Annotated in this window: 16 protein-coding genes; 9 read left to right on the top strand and 7 right to left on the bottom strand. The window is 41.3% G+C overall.

Features of this window, described 5'->3' with window-relative positions:
* Positions 1-44: 44 nt before the first annotated feature.
* The gene (gene thrS, locus B2746_RS17640) at positions 45-1,982 is read right to left on the bottom strand and encodes a threonine--tRNA ligase (protein WP_290796677.1); all 1,938 of its coding nucleotides are present in this window, start codon (positions 1,980-1,982) and stop codon (positions 45-47) included.
* A gap of 144 nt (positions 1,983-2,126) precedes the next feature.
* Here thrS and B2746_RS17635 point away from each other — a divergent pair, with 144 nt between their 5' ends.
* From B2746_RS17635 to B2746_RS17625, 3 genes are all read left to right on the top strand, one after another.
* On the top strand, positions 2,127-3,185 hold the full coding sequence (locus tag B2746_RS17635; RefSeq protein WP_290796675.1) for a hypothetical protein: 1,059 nt from the start codon (positions 2,127-2,129) through the stop codon (positions 3,183-3,185).
* Positions 3,182-4,027 (top strand): hypothetical protein, encoded by an 846-nt coding sequence (locus B2746_RS17630; protein WP_290796672.1) that lies wholly within the window; start codon positions 3,182-3,184, stop codon positions 4,025-4,027. The genes B2746_RS17635 and B2746_RS17630 overlap by 4 nt, the downstream gene beginning before the upstream one ends.
* A gap of 727 nt (positions 4,028-4,754) precedes the next feature.
* Complete coding sequence (locus tag B2746_RS17625; protein ID WP_290796669.1) at positions 4,755-5,921, top strand: LTA synthase family protein; 1,167 nt, start codon at positions 4,755-4,757, stop codon at positions 5,919-5,921.
* A gap of 12 nt (positions 5,922-5,933) precedes the next feature.
* On the opposite strand, the gene B2746_RS17620 is transcribed toward B2746_RS17625, so the two are convergent.
* Complete coding sequence (locus B2746_RS17620; RefSeq protein WP_290796666.1) at positions 5,934-6,551, bottom strand: TetR/AcrR family transcriptional regulator; 618 nt, start codon at positions 6,549-6,551, stop codon at positions 5,934-5,936.
* Between the two features lie 282 nt (positions 6,552-6,833).
* Between B2746_RS17620 and B2746_RS17615 the strand changes: the two genes are divergently transcribed.
* From B2746_RS17615 to B2746_RS17600, 4 genes are read left to right on the top strand one after another with little or no spacing between them, the layout of a single operon-like run.
* On the top strand, positions 6,834-7,466 hold the full coding sequence (locus B2746_RS17615) for a TetR/AcrR family transcriptional regulator (RefSeq protein WP_290796663.1): 633 nt from the start codon (positions 6,834-6,836) through the stop codon (positions 7,464-7,466).
* A 13-nt stretch (positions 7,467-7,479) separates the two neighbouring features.
* Entirely contained in the window at positions 7,480-8,850 is a 1,371-nt protein-coding gene (locus B2746_RS17610; RefSeq protein WP_290796660.1) for a TolC family protein, read from the top strand.
* 5 nt (positions 8,851-8,855) lie between these two features.
* Entirely contained in the window at positions 8,856-9,923 is a 1,068-nt protein-coding gene (locus tag B2746_RS17605) for an efflux RND transporter periplasmic adaptor subunit (RefSeq protein WP_290796656.1), read from the top strand.
* A gap of 9 nt (positions 9,924-9,932) precedes the next feature.
* On the top strand, positions 9,933-13,109 hold the full coding sequence (locus B2746_RS17600; RefSeq protein WP_290796654.1) for an efflux RND transporter permease subunit: 3,177 nt from the start codon (positions 9,933-9,935) through the stop codon (positions 13,107-13,109).
* Between the two features lie 33 nt (positions 13,110-13,142).
* On the opposite strand, the gene B2746_RS17595 is transcribed toward B2746_RS17600, so the two are convergent.
* Positions 13,143-14,174: an AI-2E family transporter gene (locus B2746_RS17595; RefSeq protein ID WP_290796652.1), complete on the bottom strand. Its 1,032-nt coding sequence runs from the start codon at positions 14,172-14,174 to the stop codon at positions 13,143-13,145.
* A gap of 68 nt (positions 14,175-14,242) precedes the next feature.
* Positions 14,243-16,600 carry a TonB-dependent receptor gene (locus B2746_RS17590; protein ID WP_290796649.1) on the bottom strand — a complete coding sequence of 786 codons (2,358 nt, stop codon included), beginning with the start codon at positions 16,598-16,600 and terminating at the stop codon, positions 14,243-14,245.
* 90 nt (positions 16,601-16,690) lie between these two features.
* Between B2746_RS17590 and abc-f the strand changes: the two genes are divergently transcribed.
* Positions 16,691-18,646: a ribosomal protection-like ABC-F family protein gene (gene abc-f, locus B2746_RS17585; protein WP_290796646.1), complete on the top strand. Its 1,956-nt coding sequence runs from the start codon at positions 16,691-16,693 to the stop codon at positions 18,644-18,646.
* Between the two features lie 11 nt (positions 18,647-18,657).
* Positions 18,658-20,925 carry a patatin-like phospholipase family protein gene (locus tag B2746_RS17580; protein ID WP_290796643.1) on the top strand — a complete coding sequence of 756 codons (2,268 nt, stop codon included), beginning with the start codon at positions 18,658-18,660 and terminating at the stop codon, positions 20,923-20,925.
* Here the strand turns inward: B2746_RS17580 and B2746_RS17575 are convergent.
* Genes B2746_RS17575 through hutI form a run of 3 tightly spaced genes read right to left on the bottom strand, consistent with a single transcriptional unit; the run spans position 20,922 to position 24,502 of the window.
* On the bottom strand, positions 20,922-21,983 hold the full coding sequence (locus tag B2746_RS17575; protein WP_290796640.1) for an arginase family protein: 1,062 nt from the start codon (positions 21,981-21,983) through the stop codon (positions 20,922-20,924). The two genes, B2746_RS17580 and B2746_RS17575, sit on opposite strands and share 4 nt — an antisense overlap.
* Positions 21,984-21,995: 12 nt before the next feature.
* Positions 21,996-23,228 carry a cation:proton antiporter gene (locus B2746_RS17570; RefSeq protein ID WP_290796637.1) on the bottom strand — a complete coding sequence of 411 codons (1,233 nt, stop codon included), beginning with the start codon at positions 23,226-23,228 and terminating at the stop codon, positions 21,996-21,998.
* Between the two features lie 29 nt (positions 23,229-23,257).
* A complete protein-coding gene (gene hutI / locus B2746_RS17565) occupies positions 23,258-24,502 on the bottom strand; it encodes an imidazolonepropionase (RefSeq protein ID WP_290796635.1) in 1,245 nt (414 codons plus the stop codon).
* Position 24,503: the final 1 nt, after the last annotated feature.

The raw sequence follows: 24,503 nt of genomic DNA, 5'->3' as shown, positions 1-24,503 counted from the left end.
GTTATTTTGATTAAACAATTTACGTCCCGAAATTAATCCATTTTTTAATCTCCACTGCTACGTTCCTTAATTTCCCGTGAAAGAACGGTAACAAATTCCTGTACAGGCATGGTTCCGGCATCCCCTTTACCTTGTCTGCGGATGGCAACCAGGCCTTCATTTACCTCTTTTTCACCTAAAACCAACATATAAGGAACCCGTTGCAGCTCAGTATCCCGGATCTTTTTACCAATTTTCTCATTCCGGTCATCAATGGAAACCCGAACCCCTGCCGCTTTCAACTGCTTTTTTACAGACTGGGCATAATCCATGAACTTATCACTTATTGGGAGAATTTTTACCTGTTGCGGACTTAACCAGAGTGGTAATTTGCCGGCATAATGCTCCAGCAGAAAACCAATAAACCGTTCATGGGTACCCAATGGTGCCCGATGAATAATCAGGGGCGTATCATGATTATTATCAGCCGTTGTATAACTTAATTTAAATGACCTTCCCTGTGAAAAATCTACCTGATTGGTAGCCAACGTGAATTCCCGTCCGATCACACTATAAATCTGAACATCGATTTTTGGCCCATAAAACGCAGCTTCATCCTGCACTTCAACAAAGGGGATATTAGAATCAATAAGTACCTGACGTACCATTGTTTCGGTTTCTTTCCAGAGTTCTGGTTCATCAACATATTTTTTCCCTAGTTTTTCAGGAGAATGAAGACTGAGCCTCATTACATATTTTTCAATCCCAAAAATCTTAAAGTACTTAAGGTACATTTCATTGACTGCCCGGAATTCCTGCTCAAATTGTTCCTTTGTGCAATAGATATGGGCATCATTCATATGCAGGCACCGTACCCGCATCAAGCCGAATAATTCTCCGCTCTGCTCATATCTGTAAACAGTGCCGTACTCGGCAATGCGATAAGGCAAATCGCGGTAACTCTTTGGCTCCGCCGCAAAAATCTTGTGATGATGCGGGCAATTCATTGCTCTCAGGTAGTACTTCTCCCCTTCCAATTCCATTGGGGGGTACATGCTATCCGCATAATATGGCAGATGCCCGCTGGTGAGATACATACTTTCTTTGGCTATATGAGGGGTAACCACCCGGTGATAACCGGCTTCTTCTTCCGTTTCTTTTGCCAGTTTTTCAAGCTCTTCAATAATGATGGTGCCGTTGGGCATCCACATAATAAGCCCCTGGCCTACATCATCGTCCATGGTATAGATGCTGAGTTCTTTCCCCAGTTTACGGTGATCCCTTTTTTTGGCTTCTTCCAAAAGTGCCAGGTATTCATCCAGTTCCTTCTGACTTGGAAAGCTCACCCCATAAACCCGGGTAAGCATCTTATTTTTCTCATCTCCTTTCCAATAGGCACCAGCAATATTGGTTAGTTTGATTGCTTTTATAAAACCTGTATGGGGAATATGCGGACCGCGACAGAGATCTGTGAATGCGCCCTGGGAATAAAAGGTAATTTCTCCATCCTGAAGATTTTGGAGGAGATCAAGCTTGTATTCATCCCCCTTTTCCTCAAAGTAGGCAATCGCATCCGCTTTGGGAACTTCTTTTCGGATAAAGGGATTGTTTTGTTTCGCGAGCTGTGCCATTTTGGTTTCAATTGCTCGAAGATCTTCTTCATGCAGACTTTGTCCGCCTAAATCAATATCATAATAAAATCCATTATCAACAGGCGGCCCTACCCAGAATTTTACTCCGGGAAAACGGTCTTCAATTGCTTCCGCCATCAGGTGTGCGGTGGAGTGCCAGAATGTACTTTTAGCATCTTTTTCATCCCAGGCCAGGAATTTTATAGTTGCATCGTCATAAATGGGACGATTAAGGTCCCAAACCTGACCGTTGACTGAAGCGGCCAGAATTTTACGCGCCAATCCTTCACTGATAGACTTGGCAATGTCGAGGGAGGATGTTCCAGGTGCATATTCACGCTGAGCTCCATCCGGAAAACTAATCTTGATCATTTTAAGTTCACTGTTTTTAACTTCGCAACTCCTACGAACGAGTTGGAAGGAGGGCAAAATTAACGAACTCTTGCCATAATAACTGGTTGAGTGGTATATTATTACGGTGTCTTTTTTCTTAAATTGAATGACTAACAGGACTACATGAGGCTAATTTTTACACTTTTTCTGGGAGTCGCCGCACAATGGGTGACTGCACAGGACATTACTGGGATCTGGCGGGGACATTTTCGTCAGAACAACCGATCTCTTCAGTTGCTGAATCTGGAAGACCGTTATAGGTTTGAAGTGCAGCTTGCTCAGGAAGGCAAAAATTTCAAGGCGGTAACATATTCCTATAAAACCACGGAATTTTATGGAAAGGCCGATGCAAAGGGATCGATTCATACTGGAACAAAAAAAGTATATCTGGAAGAATTGAAGATTGTTGATGTTCGCATGCAGTTGGGGAATGATGCCTGTATAATGACTTGCTTCCTTCAGTACACAAAAAATGGGAATGAAGAATTTATGGAAGGCACTTATGTGAGTATGAACACCAGAGATTCATCTGATTGCGGACGTGGAACCATTTTTCTTAGGAAAGTGCCTACTTCCGATTTTTATAAGGAACCCTTTTTAACCGAACGGGAAAAAAAATCGAAAGGGGAGGAAAATATTCGAATTAATGAAGCTCCCCCGGTAGCGAAAACCAGTCCCCAGAAGCCACCGGTTAGCTCGCCAAAACCTGTTCAGCCTCCGGCAAAACCCAAACCGCCAGTTGTAAAAGATCCTTCTCCGGCACCTTCAAAACTGCCAGAACCTGATATTGAATCACGTAAACCTCTAACGCCGGTTGTAGTTCCTCCTGCTTTGAAAGAAAGACAAAATGAGGTAGTAAAAACTTTCACTGTAAACACGAGGCAGATATCCATCAACTTATATGATAATGGAACCATTGATAAAGACACTGTTTCCGTATACCTGAATAACAGGCTGGTAGTATCTAAAAAAATGCTCTCACTATCGCCAATAACGGTAAATATTGATCTGGAAGAAGAGAATGATTATGTTGAACTGGTTATGGTTGCAGACAATCTTGGTGAAATACCACCAAACACTTCTTTGATGATTGTAAAAGCCGGAAATAAACAATATGAAGTAAGGATTACCTCAACTGAGCAGAAGAATGCCATGGTAGTTTTTAAATTCCAACGGGAATGAAAGCCGTGTTATTAGTGCTTTGTTCGTTTCTTCAGCTGCTTGCAATCAGTCAGGATCTGAGCGGAATCTGGCGTGGATCGCTTACCCAGGAACCGGGTGGTTGTTTCCCGGTTTATAAACTTGAAATTCAGCTTATAATCGCAGGAACAACTATTGAGGGATATGCGTTTGATTATTATGATAAGACGCGTTATGTAAAGCATCATTTCAGGGGAAGCTATGATGAACTGCAAAAAAAAATGCTGATTCGGGAAAATCAGATACTTGATGTTCAAATTCCGCATGATTGCGTTGTATGTACAAAAACCTATGAGCTCAGTTTTACCAAAGAAGCAGATCGAGATGCATTAACAGGCACCTGGACAGGAGTTGAAGCAGAAAGCAAGCGTGTTTGTCCGGCAGGAAAAATTACACTATACAGGGAAAACTTGCCTGATTTTCCAACACCATTAACCGATACAACCCAACTGGCAAACCAACAGGGGTTGTTGAAACTGAAGCAGCGAACCACTGAAATAGTTCAGACATTGGTTTTAGATAGTCCCACAATTAAAATTGATTTGTATGACAATGCAGAGATAGATAATGATACCGTTAGCATTTACTTGAATAATCAACTGCTCTTGCATCAGCAAAGACTTACGAATCATGCACTAAGTGTCACAGTAAATGCCATAGTAGGAAAAGATTATGAACTGATAATGTATGCAGATAATTTAGGAAGTATTCCACCTAATACAGCATTAATGACAATAAGTTCCGGGCGCGATAAATATGAAGTCAGACTTTCCGCATCCGACAAAAAAAATGCAGCAATTCGATTTAGAGTTCGAAAAAAATAATATTCAACAATTAATGGAAGCAATAAAAACAAGTATCAGGTCCTTTTTGTTTTTTTTAGTTTTTCTTCTGTGTAATAAACTTATTTTTTTTTATATAAATAATACATCATTTCGCTTAGATCAGACCGCTGATATATACTCCATTCTAATTGGCAGTTTTTATTATGATTTTAGCATTCTCTTCCTGTTATGGGTGCTGAATTGGATAAACCTTATTGTGCAAAGCATTACAGGAAGAATCAGCCTAATCAACAAATTTTTATATGTTCTGTTATTAATTTGTTTATTCCTTTATACTGTTCTAAATATTTCAGGAGCATTGTACTATAGGTACAATTTTGAATTACCATCAAACCGGACAGTTGAAATCATGTGGGAAAACAGGCATTTCATTGGTACTTATCTGAGGTATTATTGGGGTTATATTGCGGGAACAGCAATTGCGTTTGCAGCAATAATTTATTTAATACAAAAGAAAAAAGCAATAGGAAATACCAATTTCAAGTTACATTCATCCAATAACAGAAGTCTATTTTTAATGTTTTCCCTAATGCTCTCGATAGGATTTTTATGCATACGGGAGAACATTGGAAATGGATGGATTTCACCAAATAGCTCATTTCGTTTTGTAAAACCAAAATATTATAATTTAATAGTTAACCCTTTGTTTAACCTGGGATACTCTTACCTGAAAAATATCAACACCACTGACCCGTTTATTGATTTAATGGAAAAAAAGCTGGATCCAATCCCCGATAAAAAGATTCAAAAAGAAAATACCAAAAGCTTTCATTTCGGGCAATTTAAAGGGAAAAATATTATTATTATTATTATTGAAAGTGCTTCAGCTGAAAATTTTACCAATTCCTCTCCAAGTAAGTTTGAAATGCCTTTTTTTGATTCTTTAAAAAAACATAGTCTATACTTTTCCAATGCATATGCCAATGGATATTTATCAAGTGAAGGAGTAAAAGCAATCTATCTTGGAGTCGGAAATCACATTACTGAAAAGCGAATTAAACATCCCTATATAAAAGACCGTACATATTTGGGCAATTTTTTATCAACAATAAATTATTCAAGTAGTTTTTTTTATAGCAATGATACCTATGCTGCTGACTATTGGAAAGCAGTTGGCTATTCAGGTGTAACAGACTATTACAATTCGTCAACTTTAAAAAGCGACTTTAAAAAAGCAAAGGATACCGAACTACCTGATCATCTTTTTTTTCCGCTGGTTGCTAATAAAATGAAGAAGTTCAAAGAACCTTTTATTTCAGGGATCGCAAATGTTTCTACGCATAATCCTTATGACAGATTTCCAGGGTATGAAAGTTATAAGAAGAAATATTCAACCTATTCTCAGGCTGCCTCTATGAAATACCTGGATGAAGTATTAGAAAACTTTTTTAATACAATTCAAAAAAATACATGGTTTCAAAATACCATTTTTCTTTTTATCGGAGATCACTATTCCAGAGCCGAAGATTTATTAAACCGATCAGATTGGGGTTTACTTCAAATACCGATAATGATATACGAACCATCAGGGAAGCTGGTTGGAAATCCAATATATCCTGTACAGCAGACAGATATTCCTGCAACGATCCTTGACTTGTTAGGAATAATTGACCCGAATCCAAGTGCAAATCAATCTATGCTAATTGAGGATCCGGCAGATAGGCAAATATTAACAAGAAAAGGAAACTTGCTGCTTTATGCGAATGATTCATTATTTCTTTCGTATGATATGCTTAAATCTAAGCCGGCAGGATGCTGGAATTATCGAAAAGATCCAAAACTGGAACGGGAGTTGGATACGCCGGAATTTCTATTAAAACAGTTTTATAAGTACCTGGCAAAAGTAAAACTACAATTCAGAGCTGTTGAATAGTGTTAGACACATTTACAATTTTTTTGTAATTCCAATAAATAAGGAATCAGCAATAAAAGCAAGGTGATCTTTAAATTTTTCCTGATCATTACCAAGAAAAAGGCGAGAGCCTATGGCCTTTAAGGATACATTTATTGCTTTGGCCCATATATCGATTTCTTCATGAGAAAGTTCCCTGATTTCACTCCTCCGGATACCATATAATACAAGTTCCTTCAAAAAAACTTCCATATAAGCATTTCTCTTTTCCGTAATATTCATAATGAGAAATGGATTTTCCATCACTTCAGCCTTAAAAACGGAATATTCCTGTTTATTCAAAATCAGATGTGTAAACAGAGAAACTACAAATGCCCGGAATCGATCCTGGACAGATTCCTCCTTATTCATTATTTCTACTGCAATGCGGTGCTGTTGGTCCATATCCTCCAGCGCCATCGCTTCAAATATTTCCTCTTTGGTCTTAAAATAATAATAAAGTGAACTCTTAGACTTACCGATCTTTTTTGCAATATCCTCCATGGTGGTCTTCTTAAAACCAAAATGAATGAATAATTCACGTGCACCGGTTAGAATCTCCTTCCGGACCGGATCCACGCTGGCAACTTCCTCGTTTAGACTATTTGACATTTTGAGTCGATTTTTGAAACAATTCAAATTTACTACAATTCTATCCCATATTTCAAACATGGGAATATTTACACAACATGAAGTTTGGACGTTTCTAAAGTATCCAACGTATATTATTGATAATTAATTAATTGTAGAACAAGATCTTAAACCTGTACAGATACAGACTGGGACAAGGTCATTTCTTTCACAATTCCTTAACAATACTATTTCGACCATTTTATCGTTTTAGTCGAATATTCAATCTATTTTTGACCCACTAACCAAATTAGTCGAATATTCATGGAGCAGACTATTTTAGATTCAGTCCACCAGATTTTTACCTCCCAACGCATCAGCCGTTATACAATGGATGATTTATCCGCCCAGTTGGGAATCTCCAAGAAAACCCTGTACAGATTCTATCCCAGCCGGCAGGAATTGGTAGACCAGGTATGTAAAAGGGTAGCGGATGAATACGAATCAGCCATGCTTCTTTGGGATGCAGAGGGTATAAGTAATCTCAAAAAAATATTGGGACTTATTTCCAATGTGGTGGTGTTCTGTAAGACAATCAGTCCGGACTTTTTTCTTGACCTGCAACGTCATTACCCAAATCAATACATCGAATTGAACCGGCAACTGGAGCAGACATTACAATCGAGAATCCGGAAGGTGTTGGAAGCAGGAATTCTGGAAGGTGTTTTTAGAAACAGCTTGCATCCTGCGCTCGTACTGAGTATCTGGCAACAACACCTGAAAAAAGATTTTGAATTCGCAGCACAATTGGTCAATGATTATTCCAAAGATGAAGTATTCCGACAGGCAGTTTATCTTTTTTTATATGGAATAATAGCACCTGCAGCAATTCCACAACTGGAATCTTATCTGCTTGAATACAATTTGAAATCATCTCTCCCACTCAACACTATTTAATAAGCATACAAGAATGAAGACAAGAAAACCCCGGATTTCCATCCTGTTCTTTGCCGGCCTTTTACTGGCCGGATCTGGAACGATGGCACAAACACCGGACAAACCATTAACCTTACCCAATGCTCTGCGCTATGCATTGGAACATCAGACGGATGTTCGCAAAGCCAAACTGGATCAGGAGAATGCGCAATACCAGATTGATGAAGTAAAATCCCGCGCTTTGCCTCAAATTACCGGTACAGCCGGATTAACGTATAATCCAATTCTGCAGTTAAGTGCCGTACCAGGAGATTTGGCCGGGCAACCCGGAACCACTCTGTTAATTCCATTCGGACAAAAATGGAATGCCAGTTCAGCCATCACTTTATCGCAAAATATTTTTGACAAATCTGTATTTACCGGTTTGAAAGCAGCTAAAACCACCAGGGAATATTATCAGGTATTGGGAAAACTGACTGATGAACAGGTTATTGAGCAGGTTGCCAATAATTATTATCAGCTACTGGTACAAAGACAAAAACTTGCTGTTGTAGACACCACCATTGCCAATTCTACAAGGGTATGGGAAGTAATTGATGGACTGTTTAAAAACGGACTGGCAAAAAAAATAGATGCAGACCGCACCAGAGTTAATATTTCCAATTTGCAGGCACAACGGCAACAATTATTAAATGCGGTACAGATTCAGGAAAACACCCTTAAGTTTTTCATGGGAATGGAAATCGCAGATACCATACATGTACCTGCAGCATCTTTTGATGAAATTCAGCCGAACGCTTCTTTAATTACGGAGACACCGGTTGTAACGAACATGACTGATTACCAGTTACTCAAAACGCAGGAAAAACTCCTTCATTTTCAAAAAGAAAGTGTGAAAGCAGCAGCATTTCCAACACTTAGCCTGAATGGCAATTATGGTTACCAGGGATTGGGTAATATATTTCCAATAGGAAAAGGACCTTCTCAAAATGTCAACTGGTTTGATTATGCAAATGTGGGAGTTACACTTCGCGTACCAATCTTTACCGGATTTGGAAACAGGGCAAGAATCCGTCAGGCTGATATTGAGGTGAAAAAAATTCAGGAAGATTTGAATAAGCAGGAATTATCACTCAACCTGGCGTATGAAAATGCAAAAGCCCAATTGGTTAATGCGCTCACTACTTTAAGAAATCAACAGGAAAATGTGGAGCTTGCAAAAGAAGTATATACGAACACAAAAAATAATTATGATCAGGGCTTAGCACCTCTCACAGATTTACTGGATGCTGAAAACTCCCTGACCACGGCACAAAATAATTATTCAACCGCCTTACTCGATTACCGGCTGGCTGAAATCCAGGTAATCAAAACACAAGGAAAACTCCCCACACTATTAAACTAATTGTTATGAATAAGTTTGTAAAAATCCTATTAACACTGGGCCTTATCGGAGGTGCCTTATTTGCAATTGTTGTCGTATTAAAGAAAAATAAAGCAGCTGCTGCTGCAAAAACTGAAATAGTTGCACAAACCAATAGTACCGTATCCGTTCGTGTTGAAACGGTAAAGAAATCCAGTCCGGAAATATCCGTTTTAGCCAATGGAAATTTTGAACCCTTTCAGGAATTGTCTTTTTCAGCAGAAAAAGCAGGCAGGGTGGTTAACGTGTTTGTAAAAGAAGGGGATTATGTAAAAAAAGGCCAGGTATTGGCAACCATTCGCGTAGATCAGTTAAATGTAGACCTGCAGACTGCTGAAGCAAATTTCCAGAATGCACAAACCGATCTGAATCGTTATGAAAACGCCTTTCGCACCGGAGGTGTTACCCAACAGCAGCTGGATCAGGCAAGATTAAATCTGGCCAACGCCAAATCGAGGGTACAACAATCAACCATCAATCTAGGGGACGCTACTATTCGGGCTACCATTAATGGCATTGTAAATACAAGAAAAATTGAACCAGGTTCTGTGGTTGCACCCGGTACAGCACTTTTTGATATTGTAAATATTTCACGCCTGAAACTGAAAGTAAATGTAAATGAAGCGCAGGTTGCACAACTATCCGTGGGGAAACCGGTAAAAATTAAAGCCAGCGTATTTCCCGATAAAACATTTTCCGGAAAAATAGCATTTATCGCAGCAAAAGCAGATGAAGCTCTTAATTTCCCAATTGAGATCGATGTTCTTTCAAATCCGGGAAATCAGTTAAAAGCAGGTATGTATGGTACGGCTGAATTCGACTTCCCTCAACAACGGGCAATTGTTTTAATTCCACGTGCTGCATTTGTAGGCAGCGTAAACAGCAATGAATTATTTGTGGTAAAAAATAACAAGGCTGAGCTTATCAAAGTTACCAGCGGACGCGTACTTGGTAATCAGGTTGAAATTCTGGAAGGTATTCAGGAAGGTGAACAGGTCATAACCAGTGGACAAATCAACCTGACTACCGGAACTGCCATTACAATTATACCTTAAAAAAGCTACATGAAACTTGCAGAATTATCCATAAAAAGACCCTCTCTGGTGATCGTGTTATTTACGATCCTTACACTGGGCGGTCTCTTCAGTTATACCCAGCTGGGTTATGAACTGATCCCGAAATTTGAAACCAATGCCATTACGGTTTCCACCATTTATCCGGGTGCTTCACCCAGTGAAGTGGAAAATACGGTAACAAAAAAAATTGAAGATGCCGTAGCATCATTGGAGAATATCAAAAAACTCGAATCCAAATCACTGGAAAATGTATCCCTTGTAACCATTACGCTCACCAGTAATGCGGATGCCGATTATGCATTGAATGATGCTCAACGGAAAATTAACGCAGTATTGAAGGATTTGCCGGAAGATGTAGATCCCCCTTCATTAACCAAATTTTCTCTGAGTGATTTACCCATCATGACCCTGGCAGCATCCGCCAAACTGGATGAATCCGAATTTTATGACCTGATCGATAAACGCATCAGTCCGGTTTTATCCAGGGTAAATGGTGTGGCACAGGTGAACCTGATAGGCGGACAGGAAAGAGAAATCCAGGTTAGTCTTGATCCTGTTAAAATCAAGGGATTCGGCCTATCTGTTCCTCAGGTACAACAGGCTATTCTGAGCTCCAATCTGGACTTCCCTACCGGTAATGTTCAAACGCGGGAACAAAGTATCCTGGTGCGCTTATCCGGTAAATACAAAACAGTAGATGAACTGCGTAACCTGGTGGTTTTATCAAATAATGGAATTCAGGTGCGGTTGGGAGATGTGGCCGATGTACAGGACAGTCAGAAAGAAGTAGAAAAAATCGCCCGTGTAAACCAGGAAAACGCAATTACCATCTCCATTATCAAACAATCCGATGCCAATGCGGTGGCGGTAAGTGAAGAAGTTCAAAAACAGATCCAGCGACTGGAACAGGATTATAGTTCATCTGAGCTACATCTCAAGATCGCGAACGATAGCACGGAATTTACCCTTGAAGCAGCTGATTCAGTAGTACATGATTTGTTGCTGGCAGTAGTGCTGGTTGCATTTGTGATGTTATTCTTTCTGCATAGTTTAAGAAATGCCCTGATCGTGATGGTATCCATCCCGGCCTCGCTAATTGCCACATTTATCGGTATGGCTTTGTTTGGATACACGCTAAACCTGATGAGTTTACTCGGACTTTCGCTGGTAGTTGGAATTCTTGTAGATGATGCGATTGTGGTATTGGAGAATATTTATCGCCATATGGAAATGGGTAAAAACCGGGTGCGTGCAGCAATGGATGGTACCAAAGAAATTGGGTTTACCGTAACCGCCATTACATTGGTAATTGTAGTGGTATTTCTTCCAATCGCATTAAGTACAGGATTGGTTTCGAATATCATCAAACAGTTTTGTGTAACGGTAATTATTTCAACTCTCTTATCCCTCCTCTCCTCCTTTACCATTGTACCCTGGTTATCTTCCCGATTTGGAAAACTGGAACATCTGACAGGCAAAACTATATTTGGGCGGATAATCCTTGGATTTGAAACCGGGCTTGATAAGTTTACCCACTGGATTTCCGGTATCCTTACCTGGAGTCTCCGTCATAAGCGTATAACCCTGGGTGTAGTACTGGTGCTCTTCTTCGGTTCTTTCTATATAGTAGGTGCAGGTTATGTAGGTTCGGAGTTTTTTGCGAAGAGTGACAGAGGTGAATTCCTGGTTCAATTGGAATTACCAAAAGATGCAGCGATTGAACAAACCAATCAGCTGACCCAAAAGGCAGAAGATTTTCTGAAAAATAAAGTGGAGATTATTGATCTGATTACCACCGTGGGACAAACAAGCGAAGGGCTTGGTGCTTCACAAAGTACGGCCTACAAGTCGGAGATCAAAGTAAAACTGGTGCCGAAGCAATTGCGGGCAGATGACAGTTATGTGTTTGCTGCCAAAGTTAAAAGGGAGTTGGAGCAAAAATTGGTAGGTGCAAAAATAAAAACCACACCAATTGGGATGTTGGGCACCGCCGACCAGGCACCACTGGCATTGGTAGTAACAGCTTCTGATCTGGATAGTGCGATGGTATTCGCCAATGAGGCACATGCTTTATTAAAGAAAATACCCGGTGCAACTGAAACCAAACTGACGGTTGAATCGGGTAATCCGGAAATCAATGTACAGGTTGATCGGGATAAGATGGCGGCATTGGGATTAAATATGCAAACTGTTGGTCTGACCATGCAAACTGCCTTTAATGGTAATACAGATGGCAAGTTCAGGGCAGGTGAATATGAATATGATATCAATATCCGGTATGGAAGTTTTTCCAGATCCACTATCCAGGATGTAAGTAATCTCGAATTTGTAAACAGTCAGGGACAAACGGTGAAACTTTCCCAATTTGCTACGGTAACAGAAACTTCCGGCCCAAGTCAGTTGGAACGGAGGGATAAAAGTCCGTCTGTAACAGTACAGGGACAAACAGTCGGGCGGCCAACAGGAACGGTGGCAACCGAATGGGAAGCAGCATTTTCACAAGTTAGAAAACCAACCGGAGTGAATTATCTCTGGGGTGGTGATATGGAAAACCAGAGTGAAGGATTTGGAACGCTGGGCATAGCCCTTTTGGCAGCAATACTTTTGGTTTACCTGGTAATGGTAACTCTCTATGATAGTTTTGTTTATCCTTTTGTAGTGTTGTTCTCTGTTCCGTTGTCTTTTATCGGTGCCTTCCTTGCTTTGGGACTCACCAACAATTCACTGAACATCTTTACCATTCTGGGGATCATTATGCTAATTGGATTGGTATGTAAGAATGCGATTATGATAGTGGACTTTGCCAATCACCGGAAAGCGGAAGGAGAATCAACCTTCCAGGCATTGGTACAGGCTAACCACGCCAGGTTGCGTCCGATTCTGATGACAACCATTGCCATGGTATTTGGAATGCTGCCCATCGCACTTGCTTCTGGTCCGGGTGCAGAATGGAAAAACGGGCTGGCTTGGGTAATCATTGGCGGATTGGTAAGTTCACTGTTTCTGACCCTTGTAATTGTACCGGTGATTTATGCCATTTTTGATGGCTGGCTGGATAAAGCTAAAAACAAAAAGAAAGGACAAAAAACAATCGATGAATTAATTGTGGAAGACTATGAACCGTCTCCCACACAGGATGGATTTACACCTGCGCATGTGGTTTAAAAACCATAATGAAAGGAAAACATGTGGAAGCAGTCATTCATTGGCTGCTTCCATTTTTTTTACGTGTGTTTCTTTTATCAATACAATTAATGCTGCCAATATTGGAGAAGCTAATAATAAGCCGAGTGCACCTGCAACAGTACCCAATAATACCTGCCAGAATAAAGCCAGTACCGGTGGCAATTCCACCATTTTCTTCTCAATCATGGGGGTGATGAAATAACTTTCAACAATTTGTATAGAGAAATACAGGATGGTAATATATAGAGCCATTTGCGAGCTTTCCAGTAGTCCAACCAACACGGCCGGTACCAATGCAAGGTAGGGTCCGATATAGGGAATGAAAGTAAAAGCAGCTGCAATCAAAGCAAGGATCAACGCCATTGGTACACCCAAAATAGCAAGGCCAATACCGGTTGCCAGTCCCACTACCATCATAGAAGCAAATTTTGCTGCCAGCCAGGTAGCGAGTGTGTTATATATTTTATGAATCAACCCGCTGATTTCAGTTCTTTTTGGCAAAGGGAAAAAACGTACCAATCCCTTAACATAGGTACCAGGCGCCGCAGCCAAAAAGATAGCTGCGATTAGTACAATCAAAATATTTCCCAGAATACCCAGAAATGAACTTAGATAGGATGCCGCTTTAACGAGTAAATCCTTGTTCTCTGAAACTGCTTTTCCAGGATCATCGGGTAATTGTTTGATGAGTTTCTTTCCAATTGGGTGAGACTGCATTTTTTTCATCAACTGATCCACTGATTTCGGCAGAGAAGTGGAGATTTCCTCTATTTGTTTGGATACCGAGGGTCCGGCTAATAAAAAAAAGCCGGTTATTAAAAGAGCGATAGTTAAAAGCGTTATCGTTAACGACCAGATGTATTTGATTTTAATTTTTTTCTCTATCCAGCTTGCTACATAATGAAAAAGGATGGCTGATAAAACACTTGCGAAAATAAGCAGGAAGAAATTAAACTGCCAGATAAACAAAGCCGTTACCCCACAGGCAAGCAGTATTTGAAAAACAAACTGAATTCCAGATGCAGGTAAAAGTGTTCGCTTCATATGGTTTTTAAGTGCTCGCCAAAAAATCATACCAGCAATCAAATGCTCAAACCGGGAAAAAATTTCTCCTACAACTTGAAATTCCAGGTGACACTCGGTATAATTGGAAAAAGGCTTACCTGACGGGCATCAACTTTTAGAGATCCATCCAACGCCGAACCGGTTTGATCAAAATAAATGAAATAGGGATTCAGCCGACTGTAAACATTGTAGATGCTGAATACCCAATGTCCTTTGATCCGTCTTGGCTTTTTTGGTACCGGGGTGTAGGTGGCGGAAAAATCGAGCCGGTGATAGGAAGGTAGCCGATATTGATTAATTCGGCTATACTCTTGGGTTAGCACTCCGTTTACAAGATAAAAACGCTCGGGTAAGGTTGTTGCGCTTCCGGTACCATATACAAAAACAGCTGATAATTTCCACTTTTTATTCAGCTCATAAGATGCTACTGCTGAAAGATCATGCCTGCGATCATAGCGGGCCGGGTATTTATTTCCTTCATTAAGGTCAGGGAATTTCCGGTAGGTCCAGCTCAGAGTATAACCAATCCATCCGGTCATTCTACCCAGATTTTTTCGAACAAAAAATTCAGCACCATAACTCCATCCATCACCAAAAACAAATTCTTCTTCCGGATCAGCCAGTGAGGGTGTATATCCCTCCCGGTATTCGATCTGGTTTTCCATTTGTTTATAATAAACTTCAACAGATGTTTCAAAGGTATTTTCCTTGAAATTTCTGAAGTATCCCGCAGCATATTGCCAGCTTACTTGTGGCCGGACAAACAAGGTACTGGGCACCCATAAATCGGTTGGAAGTGTATTTCCGGCATTGCTGACGAGATGGATATACTGGTAATTTTTTGAAACAGACGCTTTAATCGAGCTGGCATCATTGATGCTATACCGCATGGTTAAACGAGGTTCCAATCCGCCGTAATTTTTCACCCGATCTCCTTTGCCATATACAGCACTATCCGTTTTATTGCCATCGGTATCCCTTTCATATCGGGTATAGGCACCCACCTGTGTGAAATTACTGTAACGCAAACCCGCACTGATTCGAAATTGATCCGTCAGATCCCAATCGTCCTGAATATAAATCGCAGTTTCCCGGGCAAATTTTCGTTGTGCATTATTGGGGGTAAAATCTATTGAATCAGACCGTCCGGAAACCAGATTGGGTTTAAATGTATGATGGGTAAACTGTGCACCAAACTTCAATTTGTGTTGCGAACCGGGATAATAATCCATATCAAATTTACCGGTAAGGTCCCGGATACCGGACTGTACATTAAAAGTCAGGTTATTCTGGGTTCCGTTAAATGCAAAATTATAATCGTTGAAAACCAGGGTGGTATTGGAGAATAATTTCCTGTGAAAGAGGTGGTTCCAACGCAGGGTGGCAGTGGCATTACCCCAGGGGATATTGGCACTGAAGGAGCGCTGGCTGTTTTTAAAGGTGAAAACATCCCGCCCGAAATAACCGCTTAGAAAAAGCCGGTCTTTATCTGAAAACTTATAGTTCACCTTGGTATTCAGATCATAGAAATAATAACCCGATCCATAAAACGCACTTTCCTTTTTTACAAAGGGTTTCACCAGGGCATCAATATAGGTTCTACGGGCGGAAATAATAAAAGATGCTTTATCTTTTATTATAGGTCCCTGTATATTTAACCGGGATGCAATCGCACCAATTCCTCCTTCCACTTCCATCTTTTTCATATTGCCATCTTTCATGGCGATATCCAGGACAGAGGAAAGACGTCCACCATATTGGGCAGGCATTCCACCCTTAATAAGGCTCACATTTTTTATGGCATCAGAGTTGAAGATGGAAAAAAAGCCGAAGAGGTGGCCGGAATTATAAACTACCGCATCATCCAATAATACCAGGTTTTGATCGGGTCCTCCTCCCCTTACATAAAAACCGGCATTTCCTTCTCCGGCATTCCGAACACCGGGGAGAAGTTGAAGTGTTTTCAATACATCCACTTCACCGAAAATTGCAGGGAGGGATTTGATCTGAGCAATGCTAAGATCCACTTTTCCCATCTGTGCATCCCGAACATTCCCATCTTTTCGCTTTGCATAGACTACTACTTCTTCGCTGGCAACGATCCGCGGAGACAGGTTCACCGTCAGATTTACATCCCGATCCAGCTGAATGGAATTGGTCTGCGGCTCATATCCGGTATAAGAAAAGCTAACCTGGTAGGTTCCCGGAGTAAGCGTAATAGAAAAATAACCATAAGAATTACTGTTCACTCCCTTGCCCTGGCCATTGATAGAAACTGTGGCACCGATGAGGTTTTCACCGGACAGGGTGTCTTTTACATACCCGCTAAGGGTAAATTTTTGCTGAGCAGTGGCGTTCCCCAGGGTAGCCAGGATCAGGTAAATGCAGAGGATAAATCGGTTCATTGGTGTAAAACTACCAGCAGTTCAACAAAAACATGCTGTCTTGGTTCATATTTTCCTGCGGAAAGCGCATTTATTTTAACTTTGCGCCCCATGTTAGTAGGATTACAAAATGTTACGTTCGAATTTGGTGCCCGGGTAATTGTGTCCGAAGCGTCCTGGCATATACAGCCGAATGAGCGAATTGGCCTGATCGGATACAATGGTACCGGCAAGTCAACCCTCCTTAAATTAATTGTTGGAGAATACCTCCCATCTGCAGGTACAGTGGAAAAAAGCAGGGGTACCAGTATTGGATACCTGCATCAGGATCTCCTGAGTTTTGAAACAAAGCAATCCATTCTGGAAGTTGCGCTGAGTGCTTTTGAGCGGGTGCAGCAACTGGAAAAGGAAATTGAGGAGATTGGCCAGGAGCTCGAAAGAACAGGTGATGAAAAGACCCTGCATTTGTATTCTGACAAATTGCATGAACTGGAAGTATTGGGTGGATATGATATTCACCACCGTACGGAAGAGGTATTACATGGTCTGGGTTTTTCTGTTGAGGATATGAACCGGCCCTATCAGGAATTCAGCGGAGGATGGCGGATGCGGGTATTGCTGGCAAAAATGATTCTTCAGCAACCGGATCTATTATTGCTGGATGAGCCTACCAACCACCTCGATCTTCCATCCATTGAATGGCTGGAAAAATACCTCCTGCACTATAAGGGTTCGGTGGTGATTGTAAGTCACGATAAGTTTTTTATCAACCGGATGGTTACCAAAATAGTGGAAGTTTACCAAAAGCAACTACATATATATACCGGTAATTACGAATTCTACGAAACCGAAAAAGCCATGCGAGTGGAATTGCAGCAGCGGGCTTTTGAAAATCAGCAGGAATATATTCGTCAGCAGGAACGATTCGTGGAACGTTTTCGGGCCAAAGCTACCAAGGCTGCTCAAGCACAAAGTGCCATGAAGCGACTTGACAAGTTGGATCGTATAGAAGAAGTTGAAATTGAACGTCCAAATATCAAGATCAATTTCCGGATCGATAAAATGCCGGGTAAGGTATTGGTGGAACTCAAACAGGTTACCAAAAAATATGGCGAACATACGATCGTGGAAAACTCCTCTGCTGAAATTGAACGGGGAGATAAAATTGCATTGATCGGAGCCAACGGAAAAGGTAAATCAACTTTGTTGCGAATTATTGCCGGTATTGAATCGTTTCAGGGAGAAAGGAAATGGGGACATAATGTGGACGAAGCATTTTATGCACAGCACCAATTGGAGGCATTGGACATCAACAACACGCTGCTGGAAGAAATGAAAGCCTGCGGAAGTCAGAAAACCGAACAGGAACTAAGAACCCTGTTGGGCTGTTTTCTGTTTAGCGGAGACGATACCGATAAAAAGATCAAGGTATTAAGCGGGGGCGAAAAAGCCAGGGTTGCATTGGCCAAAACCATTGTAAGTAAGGCTAATTTCCTGATGCTGGATGAACCAACCAACCACCTGGATATGCATTCGGTGGAATTGCTGGTGGAAGCATTGAATAAATACGAGGGCAGTTTTATACTGGTAAGTCACGATCGTTATTTTATTTCCAAGGCAGCCAATAAAATCTGGGAAATCGACAATCACCAGATCAAGGAATTCAAAGGCAGCTATGGCGAGTGGGTTGAATGGAAAGAACGAATGGCCAAACAGGCCGCCATAGCTGAACAGCCGGCAAAAGCTGATAAAAAAGAACCGGCTCCAGTGCTTGTTCAACAGCCGGTTGTAAAAGCACCGGCTCCTGTATTGAACAGGGATCAGAAAAAAGAATTACAGAAATTCCAGCGACAATTCAATCAGGTAGAAGAAAAAATTGCCCGGTTGAAAGAAGAAAAAGGGAAGCTGGAAGCAGCATTGGGAGATCCGGGAACTTATTCTAACAAAGATAAATTTGCGGCAGCAGAATCTGCTTATAAAAAGAATTCGGAAACGCTGGCTGAATTGAATAAGGAATACGAAATCTTATTCGAAAAGATCCTTTCAATGGAAACCGAAATGGACTAACTTCATGGACTATGAAACCATGGGTGCTCCTCCTTTCTGGAATTTTAGTAGTATCAACAAATATTATTGAGGCTCAGACCCAGCCTTCACAACGCCCCAAAATCGGATTGACGCTTAGTGGTGGTGGTGCGAAAGGGCTGGCACATATAGGTATTCTGAAGGCTATCGATTCTGCCGGCTTGCAAATCGATTATGTTACCGGCACATCCATGGGAGCAATTGTTGGAAGCTTATATGCTATCGGCTATTCAGGAGATACGATCCTTCAAATTGCCCGCAACATGAATTGGAATGTGTTGCTTAGCAATCGTTCTTCCCTGCAGGCCTTCATCATGGAAGAAAAACAGGAATATGGCAGGTATGCCCTGGAATTGCCTATGGAAAAAGGCAGGTTTCGGATACCATCCGGCGTATTGGAAGCGGAAGAACTCTGGCTAAAATTTAATGAGCTCTATAATCCGGTATATGGAATCCGGGATTTCAATGAATTCAAACGTCCTTTTAAATGTATTGCAACAGATCTGGAAACTGGAGATGCGGTGGTACTGGATAAGGGGGATTTGATTTCTGCGGTTCGCTCCAGCATGGCCATTCCATCTGTTTTTACAGCTGTTGAAATTGATGGAAAAAAATTGGTGGATGGAGGACTGATCCGCAATTTTCCGGTGAGTGATGTTCGGAATATGGGAGCTAATATTGTTATTGGAAGCAGTGTCAGTTCCGGTTTGCTGTCCGCAGATAAAATCACCTCACCAGTGCAGATTCTGATGCAAATTGCTTTTTTTAAAGAAGCTAATCTGAGTAAACAGGAAGTAGCACTGACTGATTATTTTATAGATCACCCGGTTGAAAAGTATACAGCAGGAAGTTTTAACTACAGCGATAGTATATTGGAAATCGGCCTGAGAATGGGAGATTTACATTACCCCTATTTCAAAAAGCTGGCAGACAGTCTGAATGCCATCTATGGAGCACCCTCCAAAGTGGAGTTTCCGCTCGTAAAAGAAAGAGTAACGATCCGGCATATTTTGAGTGACAGTCTAAGGTATATTACCAAACCTTTCCTGCGAAGAATGTTAGGGTTAAAGGAAGGCAATTCCTATAATGTGAGAGAAATGGAAGATGCCATCCGTCAGGCCTATGGAACCCGTTATTTCAACCGATTGTATTATCAGCTGGAACCAGTACCTGGAGAGGATGGTGTAGCGGATATGCGTCTGATTGCAGAAGAGAATGCTCCAATTACAGCAAAACTTGCCGTACACTTTAATTCGCTTAGTGATATGAGTTTGATTGCGAACTTAAGTTTTCGTGATTTTCTGGGCAAACAAAGCCGCACGTCGGTTTCAGCAGCGATCTCTGAAAATTTCCGTTTCAGAGCTGAACACAGCCAGGTTTTCGGTACACCGAAAGTACCGCTGGCCTGGGTGTCTGAATACTATTTTGAACGCCAGGAATTTCCAACCTATAATAATTACAAATCAGTAGGAGTAGCAAGAGAGCTGAGCACTTCAATCGATACCAGATTGCAATTGGCCTATAAAAGAAGACAGTCTTATGCTGCAGGATTACATTGGGAGCGGGCATCGTTGAAACCATTAACGGAGGGATTACAAACCATTGAAGGTAAGATTCGCTACCTGCAGGGTTATCTCCGGTATGAATACAATTCGCATGATCGCCTGTTTCTTCCAAGAAGGGGAACCTATACGCTCTTCGAACCATCCGTAATTTTTGCACAGCAACCAAATGCTGTATTTCTGGCATCTGGTGTTCCCATACTGAATATTGATTCCCTGGGCTTAACCTTCGGCACTTTTGCCAGAGTTCGGTTCCAGATTGAAAAAGTGTTGCCTATCCGAAGGAAATCCTACCTGACCCTTCAGGCAGAAGCAGCAGGCAATTTTAATGCCTCTCAATTTTTATTTCATGATTTTCTAATTGGCGGAATGAAACCAATTATGCGGAATCAGGTGAGTTTTGCCGGCATTCAGGATGCGGCTGTTACTACGAATAGCCTGATAAAAGGTGCAATCAACTGGCGATACCAGTTCACCGGTGCCGTTTATACGGCACTAACGTTTAATCTGATGTATACAAGTTTTCTTAAGGAGCCTTTTGAAGTAAACACAAACAGGCTGTTAAGCGGTTATGCTTTTACATTGGGAATCGACTCTCCTATCGGACCGCTTGAATTCAGTTTGATGTATGGAGATCAGTCACGGCATATCCGCAACTATGTGAATCTGGGATTTCGTTTTTCCCGACAGATGTTTTAATTAATCTTCAGATCCTGGCGGGCTTTCACAAAATCAGCCACCAGAAAGCCTATCAACTGCCCAATGGTATCGGTTTTGCGACCATCACTTAATTGTGCGGCCCCTTCACAAATATGCAGGTAGGCAGGCTTGAGATCCTGTGCTACAAAATTTACATACTGGCGTGCATGCATAACAGTTATACCCGATGATGCACAGGCACTGCTTAATACGTCCTGAATAACATCCAGATCAAGATCAATACCACAGTAATTCTCATCCATCAAATTGGTGCAATGTGCTACAGCCTGAAGAAAATTCCTTTTTTCATGCAGGAAAATATCCTCATAACTGATAAGATCAAGGAAAGGATTATTGACAAAATCGAGCCAGACATTCTGTTGAATATACGATTCCTTTACACCAATTACACTGTATTTCTGCAGATAACCATCTTCTTCTGCGTAGCGAAATCCATTGCCGGAATGCCTGCCTTCTGCGGGCCTGAAATCGGTATGAGCATCCAGATTGATCACATTGATCTGTGCCAACGGAATTTTGCCGGATTTGAACAATCCTTTTGCAGATCCTTTAATTAATGGGTAAGCATTGTTATGGCCTCCACCAATAGCGATAGGGATTTTTCCTGCTGCCGTTATTTGTTTGGATAGCTGTTCAACTTCTTCATCAATCTGATTAACCGCATGTCGGTAGGCTTCGATTTTTTCTTCTTCTGACCGGGCATGGTTTTCAATCAGGTATTGCAGGTCTCCAAAATCAAAATGACCCAGCAACAGGATTTCTTCACCGGTCAAAAAATCGTTGCTCTGCATATTGAGGAAACTGCTTAAGAAAGGCAGCCAGGCCGAATCTGCGCCTCCCTTACCATAGTTGGCCTTAACACCAATATCCTCCGGAATTCCAAATAATACATAGCTGGCGGAAGATTTGTCCAATTTTTCTTCAAATTGATCCGGGTGCGAAAGTACCTGAAGACGTTCGCCCAGTTTTGTTTCAAATCGTCTTAAACGGGTCAGGTAGAGTAAATCTTCCTTGTTGTAAAATTTAAAATGATTCATATGGCTGCATGGTTAAAATATATCGGTTCTTTCCGAAAAAGCGGGTTCTTCCACCAGCTCGGATGGTTTTTTCTTATAAAATAACATACCAATGGTCATAATGGCACCGGTTACCAGAATTATGAAAAACAAAATTCCTTCATCAAAATTATTTAAACGCAGGTTCTCCGGAATTTTATAAAACAGTACAATGGTAATAAGACCGCGTGGAATAAAGAATACTTCCGGAAATACATTGGTCTTGAGGAAAAACCGGAAATAGAGAAAGCGCACCATAAACAACGCCAAAACAATCACGCCACCTACCCGCATCACATTATTATCCAGGATGGTTTGAAAATCGATGGAAAACCCAAATAAAACAAAGAAAAATGTACGGATCAGAAAGGAGGATTCTGCTGTAATTGAATGCAGCAACTGGTTTAAACTATTCACCTGTTCCTGCGGAAAATGACGTTGAATCCAGGGAAAAGTTCTTAATAAATGCCAGTTATTAATCATCAGGCCAAATGCCAGAATAATGATCAGAGAAGGCAGATGCAGCATTTTTCCGCCTGCATAAATTAGTACAAGCAAGGAAAAAATCAGGAAAAATTTGATGGATAGTTTTGTTCTGGTCATGATGAACAGAAGCAGTAATGATACTAACCCGGATAACAGAATACTCAGTATCAGATTCCCAGAAAATATTCCGACCGATTTAATGGAAAATATTTCAGGTGAAATAAAATAGTTAAACAACATAATTCCGAGGATATCGGAAAAAGAAGCCTCATATACCAGAAAATCTTTTTTTTCTTCAGTTAATGCATGGAGGCTGGGTAATACAATTGAACTGCTGATAATTGACAGTGGAATTGCGTACACAATACAATTCAACAATGGCTGCTGTAAATATTCATAGAGAATATAGGATATCAGGGAGGTAGAGAGGAGTAAAATAATCAAGGCCGATAAAAAGGACTCCCGGATCAGTTTGATTCTGGATTTTTTGAGCTCCAGGTCCAATCCGGCTTCCAGCACAATCATAATAAGGCCGACCACACCAAGCGATTCTACCACCAGCAGCGGTACATTTAATTCATATTGATAAACTTCGGCAATCAGCCGTATTCCCATGCCAGCCAGCAGGAGTAATAAAACAGAAGGCACCCGTATGTAGCGGCTCCCTATCGAAAACAGATAAGATAGCACAACAGTGCAGCATAAGATTATTAATAGAAATTCGGATTCAATGGATTCCATTCTGTAATATACAGAACTGTGCGTGCTAATCAAGCGGTTTTTAGCAGCCGTCCTTTCAGGTAAACCTGGTGGATGGAAGTTTCGCTAAAAGCATATGGCAGATAGGCGATTGAGGGTACCTGATTTGTCAATAGTAAGTTTGCCCATTTACCGGGGTGGATTGATCCGGTTTCCACTTCAAGTCCCATGGCAAATGCACCATTGATGGTAGCAGCCTGAATTGCTTCTTCTGGCAACATTTTCAATTGAATACAAGCCATTGATACAACCCCCTCCATTCGATAGGCCGGAGATGAACCCGGATTAAAATCAGAAGCCAGGGCGATAGCAGCTCCGGCTTCAATCAATTGCCTGGCTGGTGGCGGAGCCATCCTAAGGAAATAGGCGGCTGTAGGTAAAAGGGTACCTATCGTGCCTGATTCAGCAAGTGCATGAATGGCTTCCATATCCATTGATTCCAGATGATCCACTGATAAAGCACCTACCTCTATACCTGCCTGCACACCACCTGAAACAGCCAGCTGATTAGCATGAATTTTGGGTTTCAGTCCGATTTGTTTACCGGCCTCACAAATTCGGATTGTTTCTGCCGGAGTGAAAAATCCCTGTTCGCAGAAAACATCGATAAAATCAGCCAGTCCTTCTGCCTGAATAATGGGTAACATATCTTCGATGAGTAAGCGAATATACCCTTCCCGGTTTTGTTTATAGGCTGGCGGAATGGCATGTGCTCCCAAAAAACTGGCTTTTATTGGAAGGCGGCTGGCTGCTTTCAGTTGTTTGATCACCCGAAGCATTTTTAGTTCAGCTTCTACCGTTAATCCATAACCGCTCTTAATTTCGATGGCGCCGGTTCCTGAAGCTGCGATTTTATCCAGCTTAACCATTGATTCCCGAAATAATTGTTTTTCCGGCATGGCGGCAAGTTTGATAGCAGAAGAAAGAATCCCCCCTCCTTTTGCGGCAATCTCCGCATAGGTTCGGCCACTGATTTTATCAACAAATTCTTCTTCCCTGCTGGTAGCAAATACCAGATGTGTATGGGAGTCACAAAAGGAAGGAAGCATAAAACGCCCGGTACAATCAATGATTTGATCCGCATTCGGTAAATCAGAAGAGGTTCCTTCTCTACCAAAGCTATGGATTCGCTCTCCCTCCGTCAGCAACCAGGCAGGTGAGAGTATGTTCAAATCTGCTAATTGTTCTCCTCTCAAAGCTGCCATTGGGTGTCCGATACCAACCAATGATTTTATATTTCTGAATAGAATGCGCATA

The sequence above is a fragment of the Flavihumibacter sp. UBA7668 genome (assembly GCF_002483205.1).
In the GTDB taxonomy this organism is placed as follows: domain Bacteria; phylum Bacteroidota; class Bacteroidia; order Chitinophagales; family Chitinophagaceae; genus Flavihumibacter.
This window is presented reverse-complemented; position numbering and strand designations above follow the sequence as displayed.

What these genes read in the sequence shown, in the direction of transcription:
- B2746_RS17625 (WP_290796669.1), top strand. Translation starts at nt 4,755, where the DNA reads ATGGAAAAAAAGCTGGATCCAATCCCCGATAAAAAGATTCAAAAAGAA.
- B2746_RS17595 (WP_290796652.1), bottom strand. Translation starts at nt 14,174, where the DNA reads ATGAAGCGAACACTTTTACCTGCATCTGGAATTCAGTTTGTTTTTCAA.
- B2746_RS17620 (WP_290796666.1), bottom strand. Translation starts at nt 6,551, where the DNA reads ATGTCAAATAGTCTAAACGAGGAAGTTGCCAGCGTGGATCCGGTCCGG.
- B2746_RS17580 (WP_290796643.1), top strand. Translation starts at nt 18,658, where the DNA reads ATGAAACCATGGGTGCTCCTCCTTTCTGGAATTTTAGTAGTATCAACA.
- B2746_RS17635 (WP_290796675.1), top strand. Translation starts at nt 2,127, where the DNA reads ATGAGGCTAATTTTTACACTTTTTCTGGGAGTCGCCGCACAATGGGTG.
- B2746_RS17575 (WP_290796640.1), bottom strand. Translation starts at nt 21,983, where the DNA reads ATGAATCATTTTAAATTTTACAACAAGGAAGATTTACTCTACCTGACC.
- B2746_RS17600 (WP_290796654.1), top strand. Translation starts at nt 9,933, where the DNA reads ATGAAACTTGCAGAATTATCCATAAAAAGACCCTCTCTGGTGATCGTG.
- B2746_RS17605 (WP_290796656.1), top strand. Translation starts at nt 8,856, where the DNA reads ATGAATAAGTTTGTAAAAATCCTATTAACACTGGGCCTTATCGGAGGT.
- B2746_RS17630 (WP_290796672.1), top strand. Translation starts at nt 3,182, where the DNA reads ATGAAAGCCGTGTTATTAGTGCTTTGTTCGTTTCTTCAGCTGCTTGCA.
- B2746_RS17610 (WP_290796660.1), top strand. Translation starts at nt 7,480, where the DNA reads ATGAAGACAAGAAAACCCCGGATTTCCATCCTGTTCTTTGCCGGCCTT.
- B2746_RS17590 (WP_290796649.1), bottom strand. Translation starts at nt 16,600, where the DNA reads ATGAACCGATTTATCCTCTGCATTTACCTGATCCTGGCTACCCTGGGG.
- B2746_RS17570 (WP_290796637.1), bottom strand. Translation starts at nt 23,228, where the DNA reads ATGGAATCCATTGAATCCGAATTTCTATTAATAATCTTATGCTGCACT.
- abc-f (WP_290796646.1), top strand. Translation starts at nt 16,691, where the DNA reads ATGTTAGTAGGATTACAAAATGTTACGTTCGAATTTGGTGCCCGGGTA.
- B2746_RS17615 (WP_290796663.1), top strand. Translation starts at nt 6,834, where the DNA reads ATGGAGCAGACTATTTTAGATTCAGTCCACCAGATTTTTACCTCCCAA.
- hutI (WP_290796635.1), bottom strand. Translation starts at nt 24,502, where the DNA reads ATGCGCATTCTATTCAGAAATATAAAATCATTGGTTGGTATCGGACAC.
- thrS (WP_290796677.1), bottom strand. Translation starts at nt 1,982, where the DNA reads ATGATCAAGATTAGTTTTCCGGATGGAGCTCAGCGTGAATATGCACCT.